The following is a 19,284-nucleotide window of genomic DNA, read 5'->3' as shown; positions in this document are numbered from 1 at the left end:
GGTTCGGGTGTCGGGGTTCAGGAATTCAAATACAAGTTGTCATCACTCACCGCGGCTCGCAGCATCAACCGCGAGCCGCTGGCCTTGTGCCAGCGGTCTTCGTTAACAGCGCCACCGGCAAAACCGCAAACAGTTCCCGCGCCGCCAGCGTCAATGTATCGCCGTTTGGCGTCGCTTCCACTGTTTGTCCGGAAAGCTCGCAGCGCCACGCGGCGCCAAACTCAGCAGGAAGTATCACCGCAGCGTCGCCCCACTCGGCACGCCAGCCGGCGGCAGCGTTTTTGTTCTGCTTGCCATGCGCGAACAACTGGAAATGTCGCGGCACGACGATGATTGCCCAATCGTCGCCGTCGCGGCGGGCGAACGCGAACAAGTGGTCGGCTAGTTCGCCGGTGGTTTCGAATGCGATGTACTCGCCGTGCGTGAACAGCGATTTCTTGCGGCGCCGGGCCGCGAGCGACTGTTTTGTGACCAGCAGTTTCACGCGCGGATCAGGCCAGGCAGCGGTGAGTTCCTTCGCGAGGCCGGGCAGGTCGCGCTCCACGTGGCGTTCCACTTCGGCAAGAACCGCGGTCCGCGTCGCGTAGTCGACCGGCCGGCGATTGTCGGGATCAACCAAACTAAAATCCCACAGCTCCGTCCCTTGATAAAAATCGGGGGCGCCGGGGAGCGTCGCCTTCAGCACCACTTGCGACAGCGAGTTCACGAACCCCGCGTCGGCGATCTCCGCGACGAACTGCGTGAGATCCGTTTGAAACGCCGCCGCCTCGGGACCGAGGATCTTTCGCACGAAGTCGAACACGAGCGTTTCGTAATCCTCCGACGGGTTCATCCACGAGGTGTGGAGCTTCGCCTCGCGGAGCGCCTTTTCCATGTACTGCACGATGCGGTTGCAATACGCCTCGCGGGCCGCGTCGTCCATTGGCGTCACCGGCCAGGTGCCGACGAGCGTCTGGTAGATGAGGTATTCCTCGTTCGCGTCGGGAATTGGCTCGCCATCCCAATTCTCAAGGAAGCGGCGATTCATCTGCCGCCAGAGGAGGACCGCTTCTTTCCAGCGAACCGAGATTTCCGAAAGGACGTGCAGCCGCGCGCGGACGTCTTCGCTCCGCTTCGTGTCGTGCGTCGACGAGGCCGACATGCCGTGGGGCCAGACGGTCGCGCGGTGATGCATGAGACGGTGGAACTCTTCGACCGCGATGCCGGTGGCTTCGAGTTCGCCGCCGACTTCGTTGAGCGAAGCGAGCGGATAGAACCGGTAGAACGCCGTGTCTTCGACTCCCTTCGCCGCGATCGGGCCGCTGACTTGTTGCAGTTTCAGCGCGAAATGCCGCCACGCTTCGCGGTCCTCCGGGCTGAGGTTCGTCGGAAATTGCAGGAGCAGCACCGAAGCGATGAAGTCGAACAACGACCGCGACATGCTCGGGTTGCGGCGCTTAGCCCAGCGAATGGCGAGGCCGATGCGGCGGTGATCCTCTTCGCTCGCTTCCCAACCGCGGGGCGGGACGTAGGTGCGGTAGACGGCGAGGCAGGCGATCACTTCCTGCAGCGATCGGAGCAGCGTCGGCAGCGTGAAGTCGCGCGAGGCGCGTTGCCGCTGTGCGATGCGGTAGAGCCGCGCGGCGAGCATTTGCATTTCGCTGAGCATCGCGACGCTGGCCGCTTCCTTCTTGCTCTCGTAGAAAATCTCGGCCGCCGTTTCTTCGACGCCGGAGAGTTCTTCGTACGCGGCGTGGATCTCTTTCACTCCTGCGGCATCGACGAGAAGTTGACTCACAAGGTTGATGAACTCGTAGCCGGTGGCGCCTTGCACGACCCAGTCGGTCGGCAATTGCTCGCTGCCGGAGAGAATCTTCTCGGCGACGATGTAAAGCTGCCCCGCCGCGTCGCGCGTCGCTTCGGGTTGCGAGCGGCGATAGAGCGTTTGGAGATTCTCGAAGTACTGGGCCGGATCGAGCAAGCCGTCGGGGTGATCGATCCGCAAGCCGGTCGCGAGGCCGCGCTCCAGCAGGGAGCCGACCAGTCGGTGGACCATTTCGAATACCTGCGGATCTTCGACGCGGATCGCCGCCAGTTCGTTGATGTCGAAGAAGCGGCGGTAGTTGATCTCATCCGAGGCGACCCGCCAGTAAGCGAGTCGGTAGCACTGGGCCCGCAGCAATTCTTCGAGGCGATCAAAACTGCTCGGCTGGCCGACGACGCCATTCATTTCCTCGATCGCGGCCGTGAGGGCCTCGGCGACGCGCGGCCGCTTCGTGACGAGATGGGCGAGCCGGCGGCGGGCGATCCGTTGTTCGCGGTAACGATTGCGTAGGGCTTGGGCGGAGCAGTCTTCAGAAGCGGGCAAGTGCCGCAGTTGGGCGATGATGCTTTCGAGTTCAGTCAGTTCGATGCGGGCTTGGCGACGCTCGGGCCCGGCCGCAACGCCGTCGTGGGCCGCCTCGGCAAGTCGCGCGACCACCAGTTCCAGCACTGCCGGCCAGGTGCGCGGGGCGAGCGGGAAGCGGCGATCGAAATATTCGATCTGCAGGCGACGCTCGACGTAGACGACTTTCAGTTCGCCCTGTTCGAGCGTGGCCCCGAACGATTGCCCCAACACTGGTTGCAGCACGCGATGCTTGAGCGTTTGCGGAATCGCATCCCAGTCGATGTCGAAGAATTTGGCCCAGCGGGCGCCTTCGCCATTCTCGAGCACGTCGAGCCAGTAGCGATTGCCCGAGTCGTTGATCCCCATGTGGTTGGGTACGACGTCGAGGATGATGCCCATGCCGGCCGCGCGAGCTTCTTCGGCCATGCGCACGAGCTCAGCCTCGCCGCCGAACGCTGGCTCGATCGCGCCATGGTCGACGACGTCGTAACCATGCGTGCTGCCGTCGCGAGCGCGGAACAGCGGACTGAGGTAGAGGTCGCTGACGCCGAGCTGCTGCAAGTAGGGAATCAACTCACGAATCTGCTCGAAGCCAAATGACTCCGACAGCTGCAGGCGATAGGTCGCCAGCGGAATTCGATTGACCCGCGATGCGTGATTGATAGGGGACGCCTCGGTTGTGGCTGGCATCTTGCTAAGCTGGACCGACATCAACGTTATAACGTTCCTGGCGTGTGAAGGCCGTTGCGGGAGGCGAAGGCAGCAAAGTAACGTGGATGAAAGTGGCGTGGGTAAATGGTGAGCGGTCGAATCGTTCGCCGTATGGAATGCGACCAGTCGTTAGGCGGGAGCGATTGGTATGTGAGTTGCGAATTCGTTTCGGTCCTGCCGAAGTCCCGCCTAGCGAGCAAAGGATGTGCCAAATGTCGACGATCACCGCCACGCCGCGTAAACTCCCCGCTGGAGCTGAAACTACCAAGCGGGGCGTCCACTTCCGCCTCTGGGCGCCACGCCATCAAAAGGTCGAGCTGGTTCTCTTCGAACCAGATGGCCAGACCGTTCGTCGGGTTTCGTTGATGGAACCCGAAACGGATGGTTATTACGCCTTATTCGATGCTGACGCTCGCGCGGGCGACCTATACGGCTACCGCATCGATGGGCATCAGCGGGCATTTCCAGATCCCACGTCACGCTATCAACCGCTAGGCGTGCATAGCCCTTCGCAAGTGGTCGATGCGCGAGAATACAAGTGGAACGACGCCGCTTGGCCCGGCGTAAAGTTGCCGGGGCAGGTGATGTACGAGTTGCATGTCGGCACGTTCACGCCCGAGGGAACGTGGGCCGCGGCGATTGAAAAGCTGCCGCACTTGAAAGACGTCGGCGTCACGCTGATCGAGGTGATGCCAATCAACGACTTCCACGGCGACTACGGTTGGGGATACGACGGCGTCGCGTGGTTCGCGCCGACGCGGCTCTACGGCACGCCCGACGATTGCCGGCGGTTTGTCGATGAAGCGCACCGCCACGGCATCGGCGTCATTCTCGACGTCGTCTACAACCACTTCGGCGCCAACGGCAACTACACGGGGATTTTTTCCACGTCTTACTTCTCGAAACGGCACCCAACCGAGTGGGGCGACGCGATCAACTACGACGGCGAACAAGCCCAGCCGGTGCGCGACTTCGTCACTTCGAACGCGGCCTACTGGATTGATGAGTTCCACTTCGACGGCCTGCGAATCGACGCGACGCAGGCGATTTACGACGACTCGTCGCGGCATCTGCTCGCTGACCTCTCGGTCGCAGCGCGGAAAGCGGCGGGCAAGCGGTCGATTTTGCTGATTGCCGAGAACGAACTGCAGCAAGTGAATCACGTTGAACCCACCGACGCTGGCGGTTACGGCCTCGATGGATTGTGGAACGACGACTTCCATCACACGTGCCGCGTCGCTGCGACGGGGCATGCTGAGTTTTACTACGCTGACTATGCCGGCTCGCCGCAGGAGATCCTTTCCGCGATTCGGCATGGTTATCTCTACCAGGGGCAGTTCAACCCACGACAAAAGAAGCGCCGCGGCTCGCCGACGCGACGCTGCCAGGCGGCGCAGATGGTGCACTTCCTGCAGAACCATGACCAAGTGGCGAACTCAGGCCGCGCGCTGCGGCTCAACAGTCTTACCTCCGCGGGGCGGTATCGCGCGCTCACGGCGGTGCTGCTGCTCACGCCGCCGACGCCGCTGTTATTTATGGGGCAAGAGTTTGGCGCCACAACGCCGTTCAGCTACTTCGCCGATCACGACGTTGATTTGAAGCAAATCGTTCGCGACGGGCGCTGGGGCTACATCCGTAATTTTCCGCGGACGGCCAAGTGGGGCGACCATGGCGAACTCGCCGACCCGTCGTCACGCGAGACGTTCGAGCAATCGAAGCTCGATTGGGACGAATGCCGCCGGCACGAGGGGATGCTGCGGCTCCACCGCGATCTGCTGCAACTTCGGCGAGAAGATCCGATCTTCTCGCAGCAAGATTGGACGATGCTCGACGGCGCCGTCGTTGGGCCGGAGGCGTTTATTTTGCGGTGGTTCGCTCCCGATGAAAACGACCGGCTGCTCTGCGTGAATCTGGGCCGTGATATGGACTGGCGGCCGGTACCCGAGCCGCTGGCCGCGCCGCCGCGCGGGCAAGATTGGCGGCTGCTGTGGTCGAGCGAACAGTTCAACTATGCCGGCGCGGGGACGGCCGAGTTCAACGCGCGGGATTGGATTATCCCTGGGCACACGGCGATTGTGCTGGAAGCAATTCCACTTGTTGAGTGACGCAGGCTCACTTGGCGATGGCAGCGAGAAAATGTTTCCGATGCAGTCATCTCGAGCACTTCGTTTCCCTTAGGCACGCACCTCGCGCGAGCACTGGGGTAATCACCCTAATCGCAACAATGATTGCTCCATACAAGTTGCCAGCAGTTCTCTACACTGCGCGCTAAGTGGTCACTAGGCCGTCCGAAGTGGATTGCCTGAGACCGTGTGAAATCGGCAGCCGACGCCAGCGCCGTAGGCCGTACGCGCGGCGCCGGCTACCTAATTCACTGCGAAAACGGGGCAGCGCTCTCGCAGTGACGTACGAGATACGACCAGTTGCCTCCACAAGAAACCTACAGATGCGGGTTGTGGCAAATTTGATTCCGCAATGTATGAGAGTTGTTTACGAACAGGTCGGAAAACGCCGACTTTCGTAACTTGATGAGTTGGTAACGTTAGCGTGTATCCCCCAAATAGGCGACTAGCGTCGACGGCAAGAAAGCGGAAAGTAGACCTCGTGGTTCACGGTCGCTATTCTCCTTTGGCGGAGAAGCGACGCTGGCAACGGAGTCCACGATCCCTTTTCGGTTGGTCCTTTTCCCCAACGCGGCACGGCGGCGTCGCGCTCACTTGAGAGTCGTTGTTCATGCCTTCGTTGCAGCCTCATGGCGCAAAGCTCGCCAACCTTCGGCGTGCGCTCGGATTAACGCAGCTCGAACTCGCCGTACGATCGGGCGTTTCTGAGCGCACCATTCGCAACGCCGAGCGGGGCAACCCGCTAAAGCGAAGTTTTTTGGAGTTCATCGCCGACGGTCTGGGCGTGCCGGTGACCGAGATCATCATTCCGTGTGCGGAAGTTGATCTCCATCTTCGTTGGAAGCGGCATGTTGAACGGCTGACCGCCGGGCTGAAGCGTGTCGCCGAGCAGCACGATTCGTCCGATCTTTACGACCTCGCGCATCGCGACATCACGATGCAGATCGAAACGCATCTCCCTAACTTCTCGGCGGGGGCGATCCTCCGCGGCGAGTATCGTGGCATCGAGGGGGTGCAGCAGTTCGTCGAGAATGGCTACCGCTTCTGGGAGGTCTGCGGCGATGGCGATTACTACGTCGAAGCGCCGACCGGCGGCGGCGACGTCGTCGTCATGCGGGGCGGGCAGCAGGTGCGACTCGATGATGGTCGGCAGCAATGGATGCAGTTTTTATACGTCTTCCAGTTCGAGCAGGAGCGGCTGCTGCGAATGGACGAGTACCTTGCGCCGGGGCATGGCCGACCGGCCGCGACGCCCCTGATTCTTAGCTCGGATCAAGCGCAAGAGCGCAGATTCGAAAGCGTTGCGGGAGGGATCTCCGATCCCGAACAGATGTCGCGCAGTCACTGCTGAGTCTAGCAGCGGCCGCCATCGGCGTCGGAGACGCCTCTCGCAACTGGTCACACCTCGTTAGACAATCTATATGGTTCGTTGCGCTGGTTCACGCCGCTGGGCGTTTACGCTCGTTGAATTATTGGTCGTGATCGCCATCATCGGCGTGCTGGTCGCGCTATTGTTGCCGGCCGTGCAGTCGGCGCGCGAGGCGGCGCGGCGTTCGAGTTGCCAGAACAATCTTAAGCAAATGGGGCTGGGGCTGCTGAATCATGAAGGGGCGCTCGGCCATCTGCCGGCTGGCGCACGGATGACGCTCGGCGCGAGCGGGCCGCAGATTCTGGCGAACGCCAACGTCGTGACGCTGCCATATTTGGAGCAGGGGGCAGTAACGCTACGTTGGAATCAATCGCTCGATTATTGGAAACAACTGCCGGAGATTTTGGCGACGCCGATTCCGCTCTTCACGTGTCCCAGCAACGGCGTGCAGACGGTCGCGAATCAAATTTACGAACAGCTCGGCATTCCCGCCGGCGTGCGGCTCGCGACGACCGACTATGCGTATTCGCGCGGCGCGACCGATGCATGGTGCCTGGCGAACGAGTTTCCCGACAGCGAGCGCGGCGTGTTCCACATTGTCGCCGCGGGCTACGCTGAGCCGACGAAGCTCTGCCAGATTAGCGACGGAACGAGCCGCACGATCGCGATGGGCGAAGCGGCCGGCGGCGAAGGGTGGCCGGTTTGCGTGCGACCTGGGTGCACCGCTGAAGTGGAGCCGCCGGGAGTCGAACCGCCGCGGGCCGACGTGCCGTGGATGATTGGCAACCTCGGCAACAACGAGATTGCCGCGGGCGGCTACCCTTACACCGGCATTTACGCGGCGACGGTCGAGTCGCTCGGTAAGCGGCCGGTGACGAGCACGCTCGTCGACGAGGCGGCGATCACCGATTGCCGCAGCACCACGAGCGGCGGCACGCATGCGACGAGCAACTTCCGCAGCGACCATGCCGGCGGCGGGTTCTTTTCGAACTGCGACGGCAGCGTGCGGTTTCTAGAGGCGGCGACGGAGCTCGCCGTATATCGAGCGCTGTCGACGATTGCAGGGGATGAGGCGGGTGATTGGCCGTAATCGGCCATCGTTTGCTGCTTGCAATGGCGTCGTATTCTTAGCCCCGGGCTCTGCCCGGGGGTGGCATCACGCGCGATGATGATTTTGGCGGGGCGTCGCCAACCGGAGTGGCGAGCGGCCCCCGGGCGGAGCCCGGGGCTAGAGGGAGCGTTACAAACGCTCAGCCGTCCTGCCAATGAACGGGTCGCCTGTGAATGGCGACAGTCATTAGCCGGAGAGGCGGGACGTCGGTTCGAGTTGGTCGTCTGCTCAATTGCCTGACCGCGAGGTCGGTTGTCGGGCGGCGAGTTCTCGCCGGCCGATCGAGCAGGTCCGTAAACGAGGTCCAACGCCCCCCGGCTGATGACTGTCGGCCGCATCGCGGCTACCCGCAGGAGCACGGTGTTACTTTACCCATCAATCCCCTTTGCGTCTCGGCAAAAAACCGGCAAGTTGGTCGTGTTATAGTTTGTGCAATGCGGAAGGCTTGCCGCACCGCGCGGCGAATCAATCTGACAACGCCGCGTTGCATCTTGCCGCATCGGCGCGTTGCCACGATCATCCGACTTCACCCCTGTGGCGTGCAACCATCGTTAGGGTTTTTTAATCAATGTTCGGTTACGAAACTTGGCTCGACTTCCTGTGGTATCGCCCAGTGGACCCCACGCGCGACTGGTCAGTTTCCGACCAGCCGCTACCGACGATTCGCTTGGAGCCGTTTAGCATTGGTAGCTTCAGGTTCGGCGATCCGATCGCCAGTGCCGAATTTCTCGGCCGGCCAGAGCGTTGTCGCCGCTTTCGGACGGCCGACAACGCCATGCTGCTCTACGGCCGCCGCGGGATGATGATCGAGTTCGACGAAGGGAAATTTGCGGAGGTGATGTTTCACATCGGCGACGGCACGTACTCGGCGCCGTTGCCCGGGGCAAAGTTTTGCCGGCCGCGGATCGAGGGTCGCGGCGAGTTGACCGACGCCACGACGATCGACGAGTTCATCCGCATGGTCGGCGAGCCGCAGCGGGTCGACCGCGACGAGGACGACGGGGAAGTCATTCTCTACTACACAAGCGCAGACGTTTGCATGGAGGCGGAGTTCAATCCGCAGGGGACGCTCGGCGCCTGGATGGTGATGGTCCACGACGAGCTGTGCGGCGGCTGACCTCTCTCATTCGCAGCGGCTGGGCGTCGATTTTCTCGCCATCGCGCAACCGGCTCTCGCTCTACGTCCTAAAACGGTTAAATCCGGCCTTCTGCACACTGCCGCAAGCCCAGGAATCGCCTCCGCTGTGGCGGCAATTTCGGGGGGTAACTACAGTGACGAGAGAGCCGGCTGCCATGGCGGCGGGCTCGACGGAACAACCAAGCGAGGCGGCGGCGATCAACGACAGGGGCATTGATGAGTTTCTCTTGTATGCGCGCAACGGCGGTCGGTCTGGTCATTCTCTCCACTTGTCTGACGGCGTCGTTCGCGGCGGCTGCTTCGTACAACGAAAGCATCCAAGGCGAGCTCTCGAGCGTCGCGGCGTCGCCTACGCCGTTCGTGCTTGAGGCTGGCGCCAACGCGCTCATCGGCAGCGCGGGCACCGACCACAGCGTCGGGACCGTCGATTACGATCTCGTGGCGCTGACGATTCCCGCCGGTCTGCAACTCGATTCGATCACGATTGTTTCGTACTCGAATCAGAGTGCGTTCGGCGCTTCGTTCTTCGCGTTGCAGCCAGGTTCGCCGTGGCTCGACGGGTTTGGCTTCGACATTCTCGGCTTCTCGTTGATGGGGTGGGCTCACGTCCACGCGAGCGATACCGGCAGCGACCTGCTGCCGATGATTCACGAGAATGCGAATCCGCCGGAGTTCACTGTGCCCGTGGCGAGCGGCGTCTACACGATGCTGATGGAAGACATCGACACGCCGTTCAACTATTCGCTGCTGTTCAACGTCTCGGCCGTGCCGGAGCCGTCGAGCTTGGCGCTTGCCGGCGCGGCATGCATGGGCGTTGCGGCGCTTCGGCGCCGGCGTGCGGCGTAGCTCGCATCGCCGTTCGCTTTGGCATTTCTAGCCCCGGGCTCCGCCCGGGGGTGACGTCGCGTTTCGCGCAGGCATGCGTACCGAGATGGTGGCCGACCCCCGGGCGGAGCCCGGGGCTAGGGGAACGACGTTACTCATGCTTGCTGCTCGATCCACCGCAGCATCGCCGCGGCGGAGTCGTCGCGGAAGCGTTGCTGCAGTCTTCGCACCATTGGCCGGCCAAGCTTCGCGAGCGGATGTCGCGGGCGCGAGAACGCGAGGATGCTGTAGGTCGTCTCGCCGCTGACCGGATCGCGCTCCAGCAGAAAGAGTTCTTCGCCCATTTCGACGTGGCCCGGCAATGTGCCGTAAGCGAAGCCGAAGCGATTGGCTTCGTCGATGACGTAAACGATCCGCGCGGCGTTCGTCCACCACGTTCCCAGGCTGCGGGCGACGACGGCTACCGTTTCGTCGTGGCGAATCGGCGTCGTGCGCGGCCAGGCCTCGCACCAACCGAGTTGGAACTGCTGCCACGCCTTGAGGCCCTGCTTCGCTGCTGCGAAAACGGCTTCGCCGCGGCCAAGTGAGACGCTCATCCGGTCAATCGCGTAGCCAGCGGGGATCGACGCTTCGTCGGCAGTGGCGCCGACGCCTTCGTAAGTGAAGGGGAGGGCGTGCTGCTCGGCGATGAACTGCCGCAGTGCAGCTTCAGTTGGCTTGGTGAAGCTCAGCGATCCCATCTGTTGCGCTCCTTCGTTTTACTAGCCCCGGGCTCCGCCCGGGGGTCGGTTAGCAGTACGCACGACGATGCCAATCGGAATGGTGGCCGACCCCCGGGCGGAGCCCGGGGCTAGAGCGTCGCTCATTCGACCCGCAATCGTACCTTTCCTGGCCCGACCCATTCGTCGCTCGACGAATCAAACCCATCGTACCGCACTTTGTGGAGGCCGAACCAGCCGCGTTCGATGCGGGCTGGGTACCACTTCTCGTCCTTGTCCCACATCACCTCGACCTGATCCCCCTCGGCGAACTGGGCCGGGTAGTAGGGGCGGACGCGGTCGGGGCCGACCCACTCGTCGGTGTCGGACGAGAAGCCGTTGTAGTGGACCTGCACTTGGTCGCCGTCGACGGCGATCGTCTTCGCGCGGAACCACTTGCCTTTCCACTCAACTTCGACGCGCTCGCCGACGCGCGGCGTTTTCTCCTCCTCAACTTCCGCCAGCGCCGCCGCCCGCGGAAAGTCTTCGCCGGCGTAGAACATCGATTTCTGCCCTTCGATGAACGCAAGTTCCAGCTCGCCGTAGCGGGCGATTTCGCGGAGCTCGACGTAGCCGTTGCCATTGAGGTCGACGGCGCCTTCGCCGCGCCAGCCCGAGAGCAGCGAGTCGGTAAAGGTCCAATTGCCGGTCGAGGTGTTGTGCGCGTATGAGGAAGTGATCACGCCGTAAGTGACGTCGGAGTCGGGAGCGCGAACCTTCGCTTCGTCGTAGAGGGCGCCTGAGTGGCAGCAGTCGGCGAGCAGCAGCGCGCGGTCGCCGCTGAAGTGGTTCTCGACGGCGTCGAAGATCTCCGGCACGCCCCAGCCGCTTTCGTTCTCGTCGCCGGCGTCGTAGCAGGCGAACCAGGTTTCGTTGCTATCCTCGTCGCGATAGCCGTGGCCGGCGAAATAGATGACGACCATCTCGCCTTCGTCGGTCTCGTCGAGGAGTTCCTTTAGTTCCTTCTTGATGCGAGCCTTCGTCGCTTCGCTGTCTTGCAGGTAGACGAGCCGCTCTTCAGGGACGCCCGCCTTACGGAAGAACTGGGCGAGCTGTTCGTCGCGGCGATCGGGCATGCACGCAGGAAAGGAACCGTAGAGATCGCTGCGTTTCCACTCGAGGATGCCGACGATGAAGACCGAGGTCGTCGCAGGATCCCAATCGAGCTCGCCGTTGTCGGCGTCGGCCGACGCGCGACCACCCGTGAAGCAGATCGAGAGTCCGCATAACACCGCCAACAACCACGCACTGAGACGCATCGCCCGCACTCCCATCGTCGGCCGACCGTTACGACCGCACCCTGCGGACGCCGTCGGCGCTCGTTAAGTGCAAGTGTAGCACTCGGAATTGGGGGCGTTGGTAGGGTTTTTATGCTGGTGGCGCCGAGTTTGACGGGTTGGCGGCGGGTTTAGCCCCGGGCTCTGCCCGGGGGTTGTAGTACGCGCGACTATATCTACTGGAGTGGATACCGACCCCCGGGCGGAGCCAGGGGCTAGCCAAGATTCGCCAGCGCTTCGCGGAGTTGGATCGCGGCGGCTTCGCCCATGCCGAGGGGGCGTTCGCTGCCGACGAAGAAGACGTCGGCCTTCGCGGTGGCGCCGACGCCGGCGGGGACGAAGTGGACGTAGGCGATGTTGCGGACGCTGAGCAAAAGCTCGGAGCCGTTGTCGAGGATGATCCGCACAGTCTCTTGGTTCATGACGAGCCTTTGGAGGGAGAGTGTTTTTGGTGCGGGTAGTATAGCAGGGTTCAGGTGTTGGGGTTCAGTAGGGTGGGTGCTCGCACCCACCGTGCCCGGCTTGTCGTTCACCGCCTTCGTCCATTAAGGAAAAGGAAAGAGTGTGAAGGTCTGGAATTACATGTGTTGTTTGTAAACATTGCGTGGTTGATGCGGTACAGGTGGGTGCGAGCACCCACCCTACATGCCGCGGAGTGTCGTGCGCAGTAAAACGCCGGCCCGCCAGAATCCAACCCGACGAGCCGGCGATCTCGCCCCTACCAACTTGCGAGCGTGCGCTCGCTGTGCGTTAGCTTTCGGCCGGCGCGAGTTTGTTGAGCTTCTTGCTGATCGTCGTCAGCTTCTTGTCGCACTTTTCTTCTTCGTCGAGATTCGCGCCGAGCGCCTTCTTCGCCGTCTTGTAACCGAGCACGTCGGCCCACGTGCAGAGCGTGCCGTACGTCGAGATCTCGTAATGTTCGACCTTCTGCGCGAGGCCGATGAGGACGGCGTCCATTACTTCGGGCTCGGCCTCTTCTTCCATCATCGACTTGGCTTCTTCGAGGAGGCCGGCCATCGCTTCGCACTTCTTCGCCTTCGGAACTTTGCCGGTATCCGCGAACGCCTGTTCGCAGCGCGTGACGTGCTTTTCGGTTTCGGCGAGGTGGGCTGTGAAGGCGGCGGCGAGTGATTTGTTAGCGGCCTGCTTGACCATTTTTGGCAGCGCACGAACCAGTTGCTTCTCGGCGTGATAGACGTCGCAGAGCTCGTCGTAGAAGGCGTCTTCGAGCGAATCGAGGGACATTTTCGCAACTCCTTGATTGGGACGTGAAGGTGATGTTGTTGGCGTCTGCGGGGAGTAATGCGAACTGTGTGCCAAGGGGAGGCAGGAGGGTTCAGGGGGCGGGGTTCAGGAGGGAGCTGTATTTGTAGGGTGGGTGCTCGCACCCACCTTGCTCGGCTTGTCGTTCATCGCCTTCGTCCGTCGCGGGAAGAGAATGTATGACGAAGCGGAACCAAGCGTCTCCGTAGGCGTCGCGTGATTGATGCGGTAAAGGTGGGTGCGAGCACCCACCCTACGGGGGTGACGTTGCGTGACGCGCGGGCATGCGTACCGGAATGGAGGCCGGCCCCCGGGCGGAGCCCGGGGCTAGGGGGGCGGCGGCGTTTTGTCGCGTCGAAATCTGTCGTTTTGAATTGTGTCGCGTTTCGCGTTTTTGGCGACACAATTCGTAAGTGATTGCATGGCGAGGAGTTCGGGATGCAATTGACGCGACAGATGGGGCGGCGGAGGCGACAAATGGGTGACGTAGCGGCGTGCGAGGGCGGCGGCGGGGCAACGCAATGCCGTGGCGAGCGCCGTCGGTTCGCGGCCGGGCGCTGGCGAGAGAGTGCGTTGTCAAAGAACCGCCGGCGCGCAGCGACGCCTCGGCGATCCATGCAACCTAGCAGAGTTAGTGAGCGATGGCAGCCACCGATTTTCTGCCACTTTGTTACTAACCCAAGCGTTAACTACCGCTAGTTTTGCTCTCTTTGCTCGGTGAAGATCCTCGGTCAATCGGAGCCTCTGTTGGAGACGCATTTTGGATCTTCAGTACAGCCTTGCTCCGTCGCTGTTTCGGGTCTTGCGGGACTAGCAAGCTGAACTTCTTCCCGACCGCAGAAGCCTGGAAATGATGGAACAGTGTTTCATCACCGTCCGGAGTCGTGAGCTCAAGGGTTTCGCACTCAGCTTTTCTGGTGGCAGAAGCAGCGTGAATTACGATTGTGATTGATCGTAGGGGGAACTCATCCCCTTGGAACTGAAGTATTCCTCTTACCGTTCGGCCATATACTGTTCGTGCCTCCCCTGTTTGTGAAGATTTGGCACTGGCGATTAGCTTGGCCTCGGAGTCGGGCCGCATCTTCCTCCAGTTGTTGAACATTTTTGAGCAAAATGTGGAGAGACTTCCCCAGTCTTTCTTACAGCAAGCGCACACAAGGGTACTGTTGTGGAGCAACTCTCGCGAATTGATGCCGTTAATTGCGGGATCAATTCGCACTCCGCAGAAGTGGGGAGCAGCTTCAACGTTCAGTGTGGATGAGACTGTTCCGGTACGAATTTTAGTACCCAGCTGCTGCCATCGTACTCGCTTTGCGCGAGACAGTCTGTAGAGTTCAACTCCGTGTGCTTTTGCCCGCTGGATCGTGGGGGCATAAAACCCAGAGTGAGTTACGATTACGAGCTTGTCTACTTTTACTCCTCCTTCCAATCGATACTTTGCAGCGATTGCTTCATACTGGATCAAGTCCATTTTTCGCTTATGATCCTTCACCTCGATTGCAATGCGCATATTAAATGGACCGTACCTGCCCTCTATTAGGACGTCGACTTCACGGACTTCCTCAATGCCCGGGACGTCCACGAGTGCTGATTCGGTGATCCGAGCGCCAGATGGAGCAAGTGCTCTGTGAACCATCGCCACAAGTTCTTGGAAGTCGTTTGATCGCTTCGGCATCGGTCTCCTCGATGGCGCTAGCAACCATTCAATCAACATCAATGATGGGGATCGCTCTGATATTCCGCAGTTGCAGGTTGCTTTTCTAGTGGGGTTCCGTTTCCTTTGATTTTGTGTCGATTGACTAGTTAGTTTACAGTTAATTGCCGATTGTGCACCAACTCATTGAGATATTTGTGACTGCGCCTAGTTTGGATGGGGTGCAACTCTCGCGATACACTGTGCCTCGCCTGGCGCGTGGTTGTCAGTGATTTTAGATTGGTGGGGCGACTGGCAATTTCGTTGGTGTCAGCTGCATCTTTCTAATTGAGAGTGAGGCGTAATGGATTCTCACGCTTACGAATTAGCTGAAATCGAGCGGCGACTCGCACGGCATGGCCTGCTGCGGCAGGTGTCGGTGCAGGCGGTGGCTTTGTTTTTCTTCTGGATGGCGACGAACGCCGTCGTGCGGGTGGCGTTGCCGTTGTATGTGGATCTCGATCTGGAGTTGCCGGTCAACACGATCAATTTCGTAGTTTGGCCGGGGCCGGTGGGGATTGGCTTGGCGACGTTGTTGGCGGTGCTTGTGATGCTCGCGATGCCGTGGTTTCCTTATCCGAAGCTGGCGGCGGTGGTGGCGTCGTTGGTGTTCTTGGTGGCCGTGTATTTGTTGGCAATCGTCGTGGTGTCTGCGGTGTTGCCGCTTGAGGATCTGCAGATGCTTGTGCCGGCTGCGTAGGTTTGGTTGGCGCATCGCGGCGAGTGTGCAACCCCTTCAGGGTTGCGGATGCAACGGGCGGGCGTTGACCCAGGGTAGATTGCTTTGCAATCAACCCTGGGCTGGATGATGGAACGCCGTTGGCGTTCTCGTGCAAGCGGCGACGCGAGTTGGGAAGTCTGCGTTGGGGATGCTTGCGTCCGCAGCTAGAATGCCGCGATGGCGATTGTGGCCCAACCAGCACCGAATACGACTTTCACCTTCACGGCGGGCGAAGGGTTTTACGGTTTTATTGAGATTGAATCGTCCAGTGCGGGCGGGATGGCGACGTTTGGCGTGTGGAATGGGCGGATTGTTATTGGGCCGACGGCCGCTTCTCCGCTGGAGTGCACGTTGCTCTTGGCCGTGCCGCTCTTGTTGATATTTGCGGTGGGGCTTTGCGGGATGGTGCTTTGGCGGAGTCATCGTTCGAGCCGTCGTCGTGCGCTGTCGCGTTAGGGTTGTGCAACCCCTTCAGGGTTGTGGCGGCAATGAATGTGCGGCGACCCTGGGCTTTGATGTAGAACGCCGTTGGCGTTCGTTTCAGGCGAGGCGAGGCGACGTGACGCGCCCGCAGCGGGTTGCGATCTTGTCATGTCGGTGGCGTTTGTCTGCGGCGGGGCGTGTTGCAACCGGTCGGGCTGGCGTCGATAATCGCGGGCTGAGCGCGTTCGCGCGGCTTTTCTGAATTCTTTTCGGCTCGGCGGTTTCGCTTCGTGCGTTGGCCGTGGCCCGGGCGGCTAACTCGCAGGTGATTGATGAATCAGCGGATGGTTGCGCATGCCGTGCTGGCGTGCGTTGCGGCGGTCGTTTCAGTGCAGGCGAATCGGGCGGCGGGGCAGGAGGCGAACGCGCGGACGACGGCGTCGCCGCTCAGCGATGCGATCTTGCGCTCGCCGTATGTTTGGAAGACGCTCACCGGCACGGAGGCGGCGCCGGTGATCGAAGCGGCGATGCCGGGCGCTTACTTGCGGGCGACGGTTGGCAAGACCTCGGCGATTGGCTTGGTCGTCGACGGGAGCGGCAACGCGGGGTGTCCGGCGGATTCGATGCCGGTGATCGAGTACTCCGTTGACGAGCAGCCGTTCAAGATTGTGCCGCTTACGAAGCATGATGCACGCTACGTGTTGCCGCTGGCGGAGGGGCTCGATGCGAGTCGGCCGCATCGCGTCGAGGTGGTGTTTCGCGCGGCCGATCTCACCGCTCAGCGGTGGACGTTTCCGAAGACGCGGCTGCGGATCGCGGGGTTGGAGCTTGATCTCGGCGGGGAATTGCTGCCGACGGCGGCGCGGCCGAAGCGGGCGATTGGGTTTGGCGATTCGATTACCGAAGGGGTCGGCGTCGACGGGCTGTTCACTTCGTGGCAATCGCTGGGAGTGAATAGTGCGCGGACCGCGTGGTTTCCGATCGTGGCGATGGCGCTCGATTGCGAGTATGGGCAGCTCGGTTCGGGCGGGCAGGGGATGGTGCGCGGGTTGGAGTTGCCGCCGCTGCCGGAGACTTGGAGTCGGTTCGATAGCGAGGCGAGTCGGCTGACGGGGGGGCGGCTCGATCCGCAGCCCGACTATATTTTCTGCGCGATGGGGACGAACGATTTTGAGAAGAACATTTCCGAGACGTATGCCGCGTGGTTGCGCGACGTGCGCGGGGCTTGTCCGACGTCGCAAATTTTTTGCGTGATCCCGCCGCTGGGCGTGCATGATCAGGAGATTCGCGATGCGGTCGCCGAGCGGCGCGCGGCGGGCGACGAGCGGGTGCATGTGGTCGAGACGGCGGCGCTGGCGCCGTTGTTTCGGGCGGGGCAGGGGGCCACGCAGTTGGCGGCCGATGGCGTGCATCCGACGCTCGAGGGGCAGGGGCGGTTGGCGGCGCTCATTGCGGTGGCGGTGGCGAAGGCGACGGGCGAGGAGCCTGCGCGTGGCGTGAAGTGAGGGGCGTAGGCGCCTCGTTTTCTCTTGCGCGGCGTGTGATAATGGGCGACGCTGTTCGGCGCCTTGATGTCACCTCACCCCGACGGATTCCTGCCGCCATGCTTCGCTCGATTCAGCTTTCGGCGTTTTTGTTCGCGGCGCTTTCTCTGGCGTTTCCATTCGCTCGCGCCGCGGAGCCGGTGAAGGCGGCGCTTGTTGATGGCTCGGCCGAGGGATTCCGCCCGCTCGGCGAGGCCGACTTTACGAACGTCAATTGCCACGACGACACCTGGACGTGGAAAGATGGCGTCGCCCATTGCACGGGCGAGCCGGTGGGCGTCATTCGGTCGAAGCAGAAGTTTACGAACTTCGAACTCGTCGCCGAGTGGAAGCATCTGCAGGCTGGCGGCAACTCGGGGATGTTCGTGTGGACGAGCGAAGAGGCGCTGAAGGATCTGCCGGCAGGGAAGTTGCCGCCGGGGGGGATCGAGGTGCAGGTGCTCGATCTCGGGTATGCGGTGAACTACGAAAAGCAGCACGGCAAGAAGGCCGACTGGTTCACCTGCCACGGCGACGTGTTTCCCGTGGGCAAAGCCAAGTTAAAACCTTTCCCGCCGCTCTCTGCTGATGGCAGTCGCAGCTTTCCGAAGAAGGAACTGAGTCGCGGCGTCGGCGAGTGGAATCATTACTATGTGCGAGCGATCAATGGCGAGATTCGCCTGTGGGTGAACGGCGAGGAGGTGTCGGGCGGCAACGACGCGGATCCGCGGACTGGGTACTTGTGCCTCGAATCGGAAGGGGCGCCGGTGGAGTTTAAGAACATTCGTATTCGGGAGTTGCCGTAAGCGATGGTGAAGCGAGCAGAGAGAATGGAGAGCGGACTGTGCAGGGCAACGGGGCGGCTGGCGGCGTTGGTGCTGTCGCTTGCGCTCATGCCAGCGAGTGTCGCGGTCGCGGAAGAGGCCGCGGCGAAGGCGCCGGAAATGACGTGGCACAACGTGGCGACGGCGAACGTCGGCGGGCAAGCGTGGAGCGACGTGAAGGCGCCGTTCGATCGATTTCCGGCCAAGGCTGAGAAGATTGTGCGGCCCGAGGTGTGGACGCTTTCGCGCGATTCGTCGGGGTTGAGCGTCGACTTCGAGACCAATGCCGCGAAGTTCACCGTGCGGTGGAAGCTGAACACGCCGGAGCTGTCGTTTGCCCACATGACGGGGACGGGAGTGAGCGGCCTCGACGTTTATGTGCAGGACGAGGCGGGGTGGCATTACCTCGAGACGGGGAAGCCGGCGGCCTTTCCGGATAACCAAGTCGATGTTTCGGCGCCGCGGGGACGCGACGGCGAGGCGGTGCGGTATCGACTTTACTTACCGCTTTACAACGGCGTGAGCAGCGTCGAGGTCGGCGTGCCCGCTGGGGCGTCGCTGAAGTTCATCGATCCGCCGCAGAATGAAAAGCCGGTGGTGATTTACGGGACGTCGATCACGCAGGGCTGCAGTGCGTCGCGGCCGGGGATGGCGTATCCGGCGATTCTTGGGCGGCGGCTCGGTCGCGAGATCGTCAACTTGGGCTTCTCGGGCAACGGCAAGACGGAGCCGGAAGTCGCGACGCTGATCGCGGAGCTCGATCCGGCGGTGCTGGTGATCGATTCGCTGCCGAACTTATCGCCCGAGCTACTCGCCGAACGGATGCCGGGGTTCATCGAGATTTTCCGCAAGAGTCATCCCGAGACGCCGATCTTGCTCGTGCAGAATCCGATCTATCCGACGATTCCGCTGAAGGCGTCGCCGTACGAGAAGGTGATGCGGTCGAGCGAGCTATTGGCGGGGATTCACGCCGATCGCGTCGCGGCGGGGGACAAACAGATTGGGCTCGTTGCGGCGACCGATTGGTCGGTCGACGGCGGCGACGCGACGGTCGACGGGGTGCATCCGACGGATGTGGGGTTTGTGATGCTGGCGGATCAGTTGGAGCCGCAGTTGCGCGAGGCGCTGGGGATGCCGACGAAGTAGTTGGGATTTGA

Annotated in this window: 16 protein-coding genes; 10 read left to right on the top strand and 6 right to left on the bottom strand. The window is 61.9% G+C overall.

Annotation, left to right across the window (positions count from 1 at the left end; all coding sequences use genetic code 11):
• Positions 1-64 precede the first annotated feature (64 nt).
• The gene (gene treY / locus ACQY7R_RS19700; protein WP_428307260.1) at positions 65-3,058 is read right to left on the bottom strand and encodes a malto-oligosyltrehalose synthase; all 2,994 of its coding nucleotides are present in this window, start codon (positions 3,056-3,058) and stop codon (positions 65-67) included.
• A 233-nt stretch (positions 3,059-3,291) separates the two neighbouring features.
• On the opposite strand from treY, the gene treZ reads away from it, so the two are divergent.
• The 5 genes from treZ (at position 3,292) to ACQY7R_RS19675 (ending at position 9,666) form a co-directional block, all read left to right on the top strand.
• A complete protein-coding gene (gene treZ, locus ACQY7R_RS19695) occupies positions 3,292-5,184 on the top strand; it encodes a malto-oligosyltrehalose trehalohydrolase (protein WP_428307259.1) in 1,893 nt (630 codons plus the stop codon).
• 628 nt (positions 5,185-5,812) lie between these two features.
• Positions 5,813-6,553, top strand: coding sequence for a helix-turn-helix domain-containing protein (locus ACQY7R_RS19690; protein ID WP_428307258.1), 741 nt, complete (start codon positions 5,813-5,815; stop codon positions 6,551-6,553).
• 70 nt (positions 6,554-6,623) lie between these two features.
• Positions 6,624-7,661 (top strand): DUF1559 domain-containing protein, encoded by a 1,038-nt coding sequence (locus tag ACQY7R_RS19685; protein ID WP_428307257.1) that lies wholly within the window; start codon positions 6,624-6,626, stop codon positions 7,659-7,661.
• Between the two features lie 589 nt (positions 7,662-8,250).
• Positions 8,251-8,799, top strand: coding sequence for a hypothetical protein (locus ACQY7R_RS19680; RefSeq protein ID WP_428307256.1), 549 nt, complete (start codon positions 8,251-8,253; stop codon positions 8,797-8,799).
• A gap of 237 nt (positions 8,800-9,036) precedes the next feature.
• Positions 9,037-9,666, top strand: a complete 630-nt coding sequence (locus tag ACQY7R_RS19675) for a PEP-CTERM sorting domain-containing protein (protein WP_428307255.1) — start codon at positions 9,037-9,039, stop codon at positions 9,664-9,666.
• Between the two features lie 134 nt (positions 9,667-9,800).
• Here the strand turns inward: ACQY7R_RS19675 and ACQY7R_RS19670 are convergent, their stop codons facing one another.
• From ACQY7R_RS19670 to ACQY7R_RS19650, 5 genes are all read right to left on the bottom strand, one after another.
• Entirely contained in the window at positions 9,801-10,385 is a 585-nt protein-coding gene (locus ACQY7R_RS19670; protein WP_428307254.1) for a DUF1990 family protein, read from the bottom strand.
• Between the two features lie 122 nt (positions 10,386-10,507).
• A complete protein-coding gene (locus ACQY7R_RS19665) occupies positions 10,508-11,662 on the bottom strand; it encodes an agenet domain-containing protein (RefSeq protein ID WP_428307253.1) in 1,155 nt (384 codons plus the stop codon).
• A 233-nt stretch (positions 11,663-11,895) separates the two neighbouring features.
• Positions 11,896-12,102, bottom strand: coding sequence for a hypothetical protein (locus tag ACQY7R_RS19660; protein WP_428307252.1), 207 nt, complete (start codon positions 12,100-12,102; stop codon positions 11,896-11,898).
• Between the two features lie 328 nt (positions 12,103-12,430).
• Positions 12,431-12,925, bottom strand: coding sequence for a ferritin-like domain-containing protein (locus tag ACQY7R_RS19655; RefSeq protein ID WP_428307251.1), 495 nt, complete (start codon positions 12,923-12,925; stop codon positions 12,431-12,433).
• A gap of 703 nt (positions 12,926-13,628) precedes the next feature.
• Positions 13,629-14,618 carry a hypothetical protein gene (locus ACQY7R_RS19650; protein WP_428307250.1) on the bottom strand — a complete coding sequence of 330 codons (990 nt, stop codon included), beginning with the start codon at positions 14,616-14,618 and terminating at the stop codon, positions 13,629-13,631.
• A 322-nt stretch (positions 14,619-14,940) separates the two neighbouring features.
• On the opposite strand from ACQY7R_RS19650, the gene ACQY7R_RS19645 reads away from it, so the two are divergent.
• From ACQY7R_RS19645 to ACQY7R_RS19625, 5 genes are all read left to right on the top strand, one after another.
• Positions 14,941-15,336 (top strand): hypothetical protein, encoded by a 396-nt coding sequence (locus tag ACQY7R_RS19645; RefSeq protein ID WP_428307249.1) that lies wholly within the window; start codon positions 14,941-14,943, stop codon positions 15,334-15,336.
• A 198-nt stretch (positions 15,337-15,534) separates the two neighbouring features.
• Positions 15,535-15,813, top strand: coding sequence for a hypothetical protein (locus ACQY7R_RS19640; RefSeq protein ID WP_428307248.1), 279 nt, complete (start codon positions 15,535-15,537; stop codon positions 15,811-15,813).
• A gap of 299 nt (positions 15,814-16,112) precedes the next feature.
• Positions 16,113-17,285 (top strand): SGNH/GDSL hydrolase family protein, encoded by a 1,173-nt coding sequence (locus ACQY7R_RS19635; protein WP_428307247.1) that lies wholly within the window; start codon positions 16,113-16,115, stop codon positions 17,283-17,285.
• A 98-nt stretch (positions 17,286-17,383) separates the two neighbouring features.
• Positions 17,384-18,109, top strand: coding sequence for a 3-keto-disaccharide hydrolase (locus ACQY7R_RS19630; protein ID WP_428307246.1), 726 nt, complete (start codon positions 17,384-17,386; stop codon positions 18,107-18,109).
• Positions 18,110-18,133: 24 nt separating this feature from the next.
• Positions 18,134-19,273, top strand: a complete 1,140-nt coding sequence (locus ACQY7R_RS19625; RefSeq protein WP_428307245.1) for an SGNH/GDSL hydrolase family protein — start codon at positions 18,134-18,136, stop codon at positions 19,271-19,273.
• The last annotated feature ends 11 nt before the right edge of the window (positions 19,274-19,284 follow it).

The sequence above is a fragment of the Lacipirellula sp. genome (assembly GCF_965279485.1).
Lineage (GTDB): Bacteria > Planctomycetota > Planctomycetia > Pirellulales > Lacipirellulaceae > Lacipirellula.
The sequence above is the reverse complement of the archived record's forward strand: the minus strand, read 5'-3'. Positions and strand labels throughout refer to the sequence as shown.

Excerpts from the sequence above, each read along its gene's own strand:
- treY (WP_428307260.1), bottom strand. The coding sequence starts at position 3,058 with ATGCCAGCCACAACCGAGGCGTCCCCTATCAATCACGCATCGCGGGTC.
- ACQY7R_RS19685 (WP_428307257.1), top strand. The coding sequence starts at position 6,624 with ATGGTTCGTTGCGCTGGTTCACGCCGCTGGGCGTTTACGCTCGTTGAA.
- ACQY7R_RS19660 (WP_428307252.1), bottom strand. The coding sequence starts at position 12,102 with ATGAACCAAGAGACTGTGCGGATCATCCTCGACAACGGCTCCGAGCTT.
- ACQY7R_RS19670 (WP_428307254.1), bottom strand. The coding sequence starts at position 10,385 with ATGGGATCGCTGAGCTTCACCAAGCCAACTGAAGCTGCACTGCGGCAG.
- ACQY7R_RS19645 (WP_428307249.1), top strand. The coding sequence starts at position 14,941 with ATGGATTCTCACGCTTACGAATTAGCTGAAATCGAGCGGCGACTCGCA.
- ACQY7R_RS19675 (WP_428307255.1), top strand. The coding sequence starts at position 9,037 with ATGAGTTTCTCTTGTATGCGCGCAACGGCGGTCGGTCTGGTCATTCTC.
- treZ (WP_428307259.1), top strand. The coding sequence starts at position 3,292 with ATGTCGACGATCACCGCCACGCCGCGTAAACTCCCCGCTGGAGCTGAA.
- ACQY7R_RS19630 (WP_428307246.1), top strand. The coding sequence starts at position 17,384 with ATGCTTCGCTCGATTCAGCTTTCGGCGTTTTTGTTCGCGGCGCTTTCT.
- ACQY7R_RS19665 (WP_428307253.1), bottom strand. The coding sequence starts at position 11,662 with ATGCGTCTCAGTGCGTGGTTGTTGGCGGTGTTATGCGGACTCTCGATC.
- ACQY7R_RS19680 (WP_428307256.1), top strand. The coding sequence starts at position 8,251 with ATGTTCGGTTACGAAACTTGGCTCGACTTCCTGTGGTATCGCCCAGTG.
- ACQY7R_RS19635 (WP_428307247.1), top strand. The coding sequence starts at position 16,113 with ATGAATCAGCGGATGGTTGCGCATGCCGTGCTGGCGTGCGTTGCGGCG.
- ACQY7R_RS19650 (WP_428307250.1), bottom strand. The coding sequence starts at position 14,618 with ATGCCGAAGCGATCAAACGACTTCCAAGAACTTGTGGCGATGGTTCAC.
- ACQY7R_RS19655 (WP_428307251.1), bottom strand. The coding sequence starts at position 12,925 with ATGTCCCTCGATTCGCTCGAAGACGCCTTCTACGACGAGCTCTGCGAC.
- ACQY7R_RS19625 (WP_428307245.1), top strand. The coding sequence starts at position 18,134 with ATGGAGAGCGGACTGTGCAGGGCAACGGGGCGGCTGGCGGCGTTGGTG.
- ACQY7R_RS19690 (WP_428307258.1), top strand. The coding sequence starts at position 5,813 with ATGCCTTCGTTGCAGCCTCATGGCGCAAAGCTCGCCAACCTTCGGCGT.
- ACQY7R_RS19640 (WP_428307248.1), top strand. The coding sequence starts at position 15,535 with ATGGCGATTGTGGCCCAACCAGCACCGAATACGACTTTCACCTTCACG.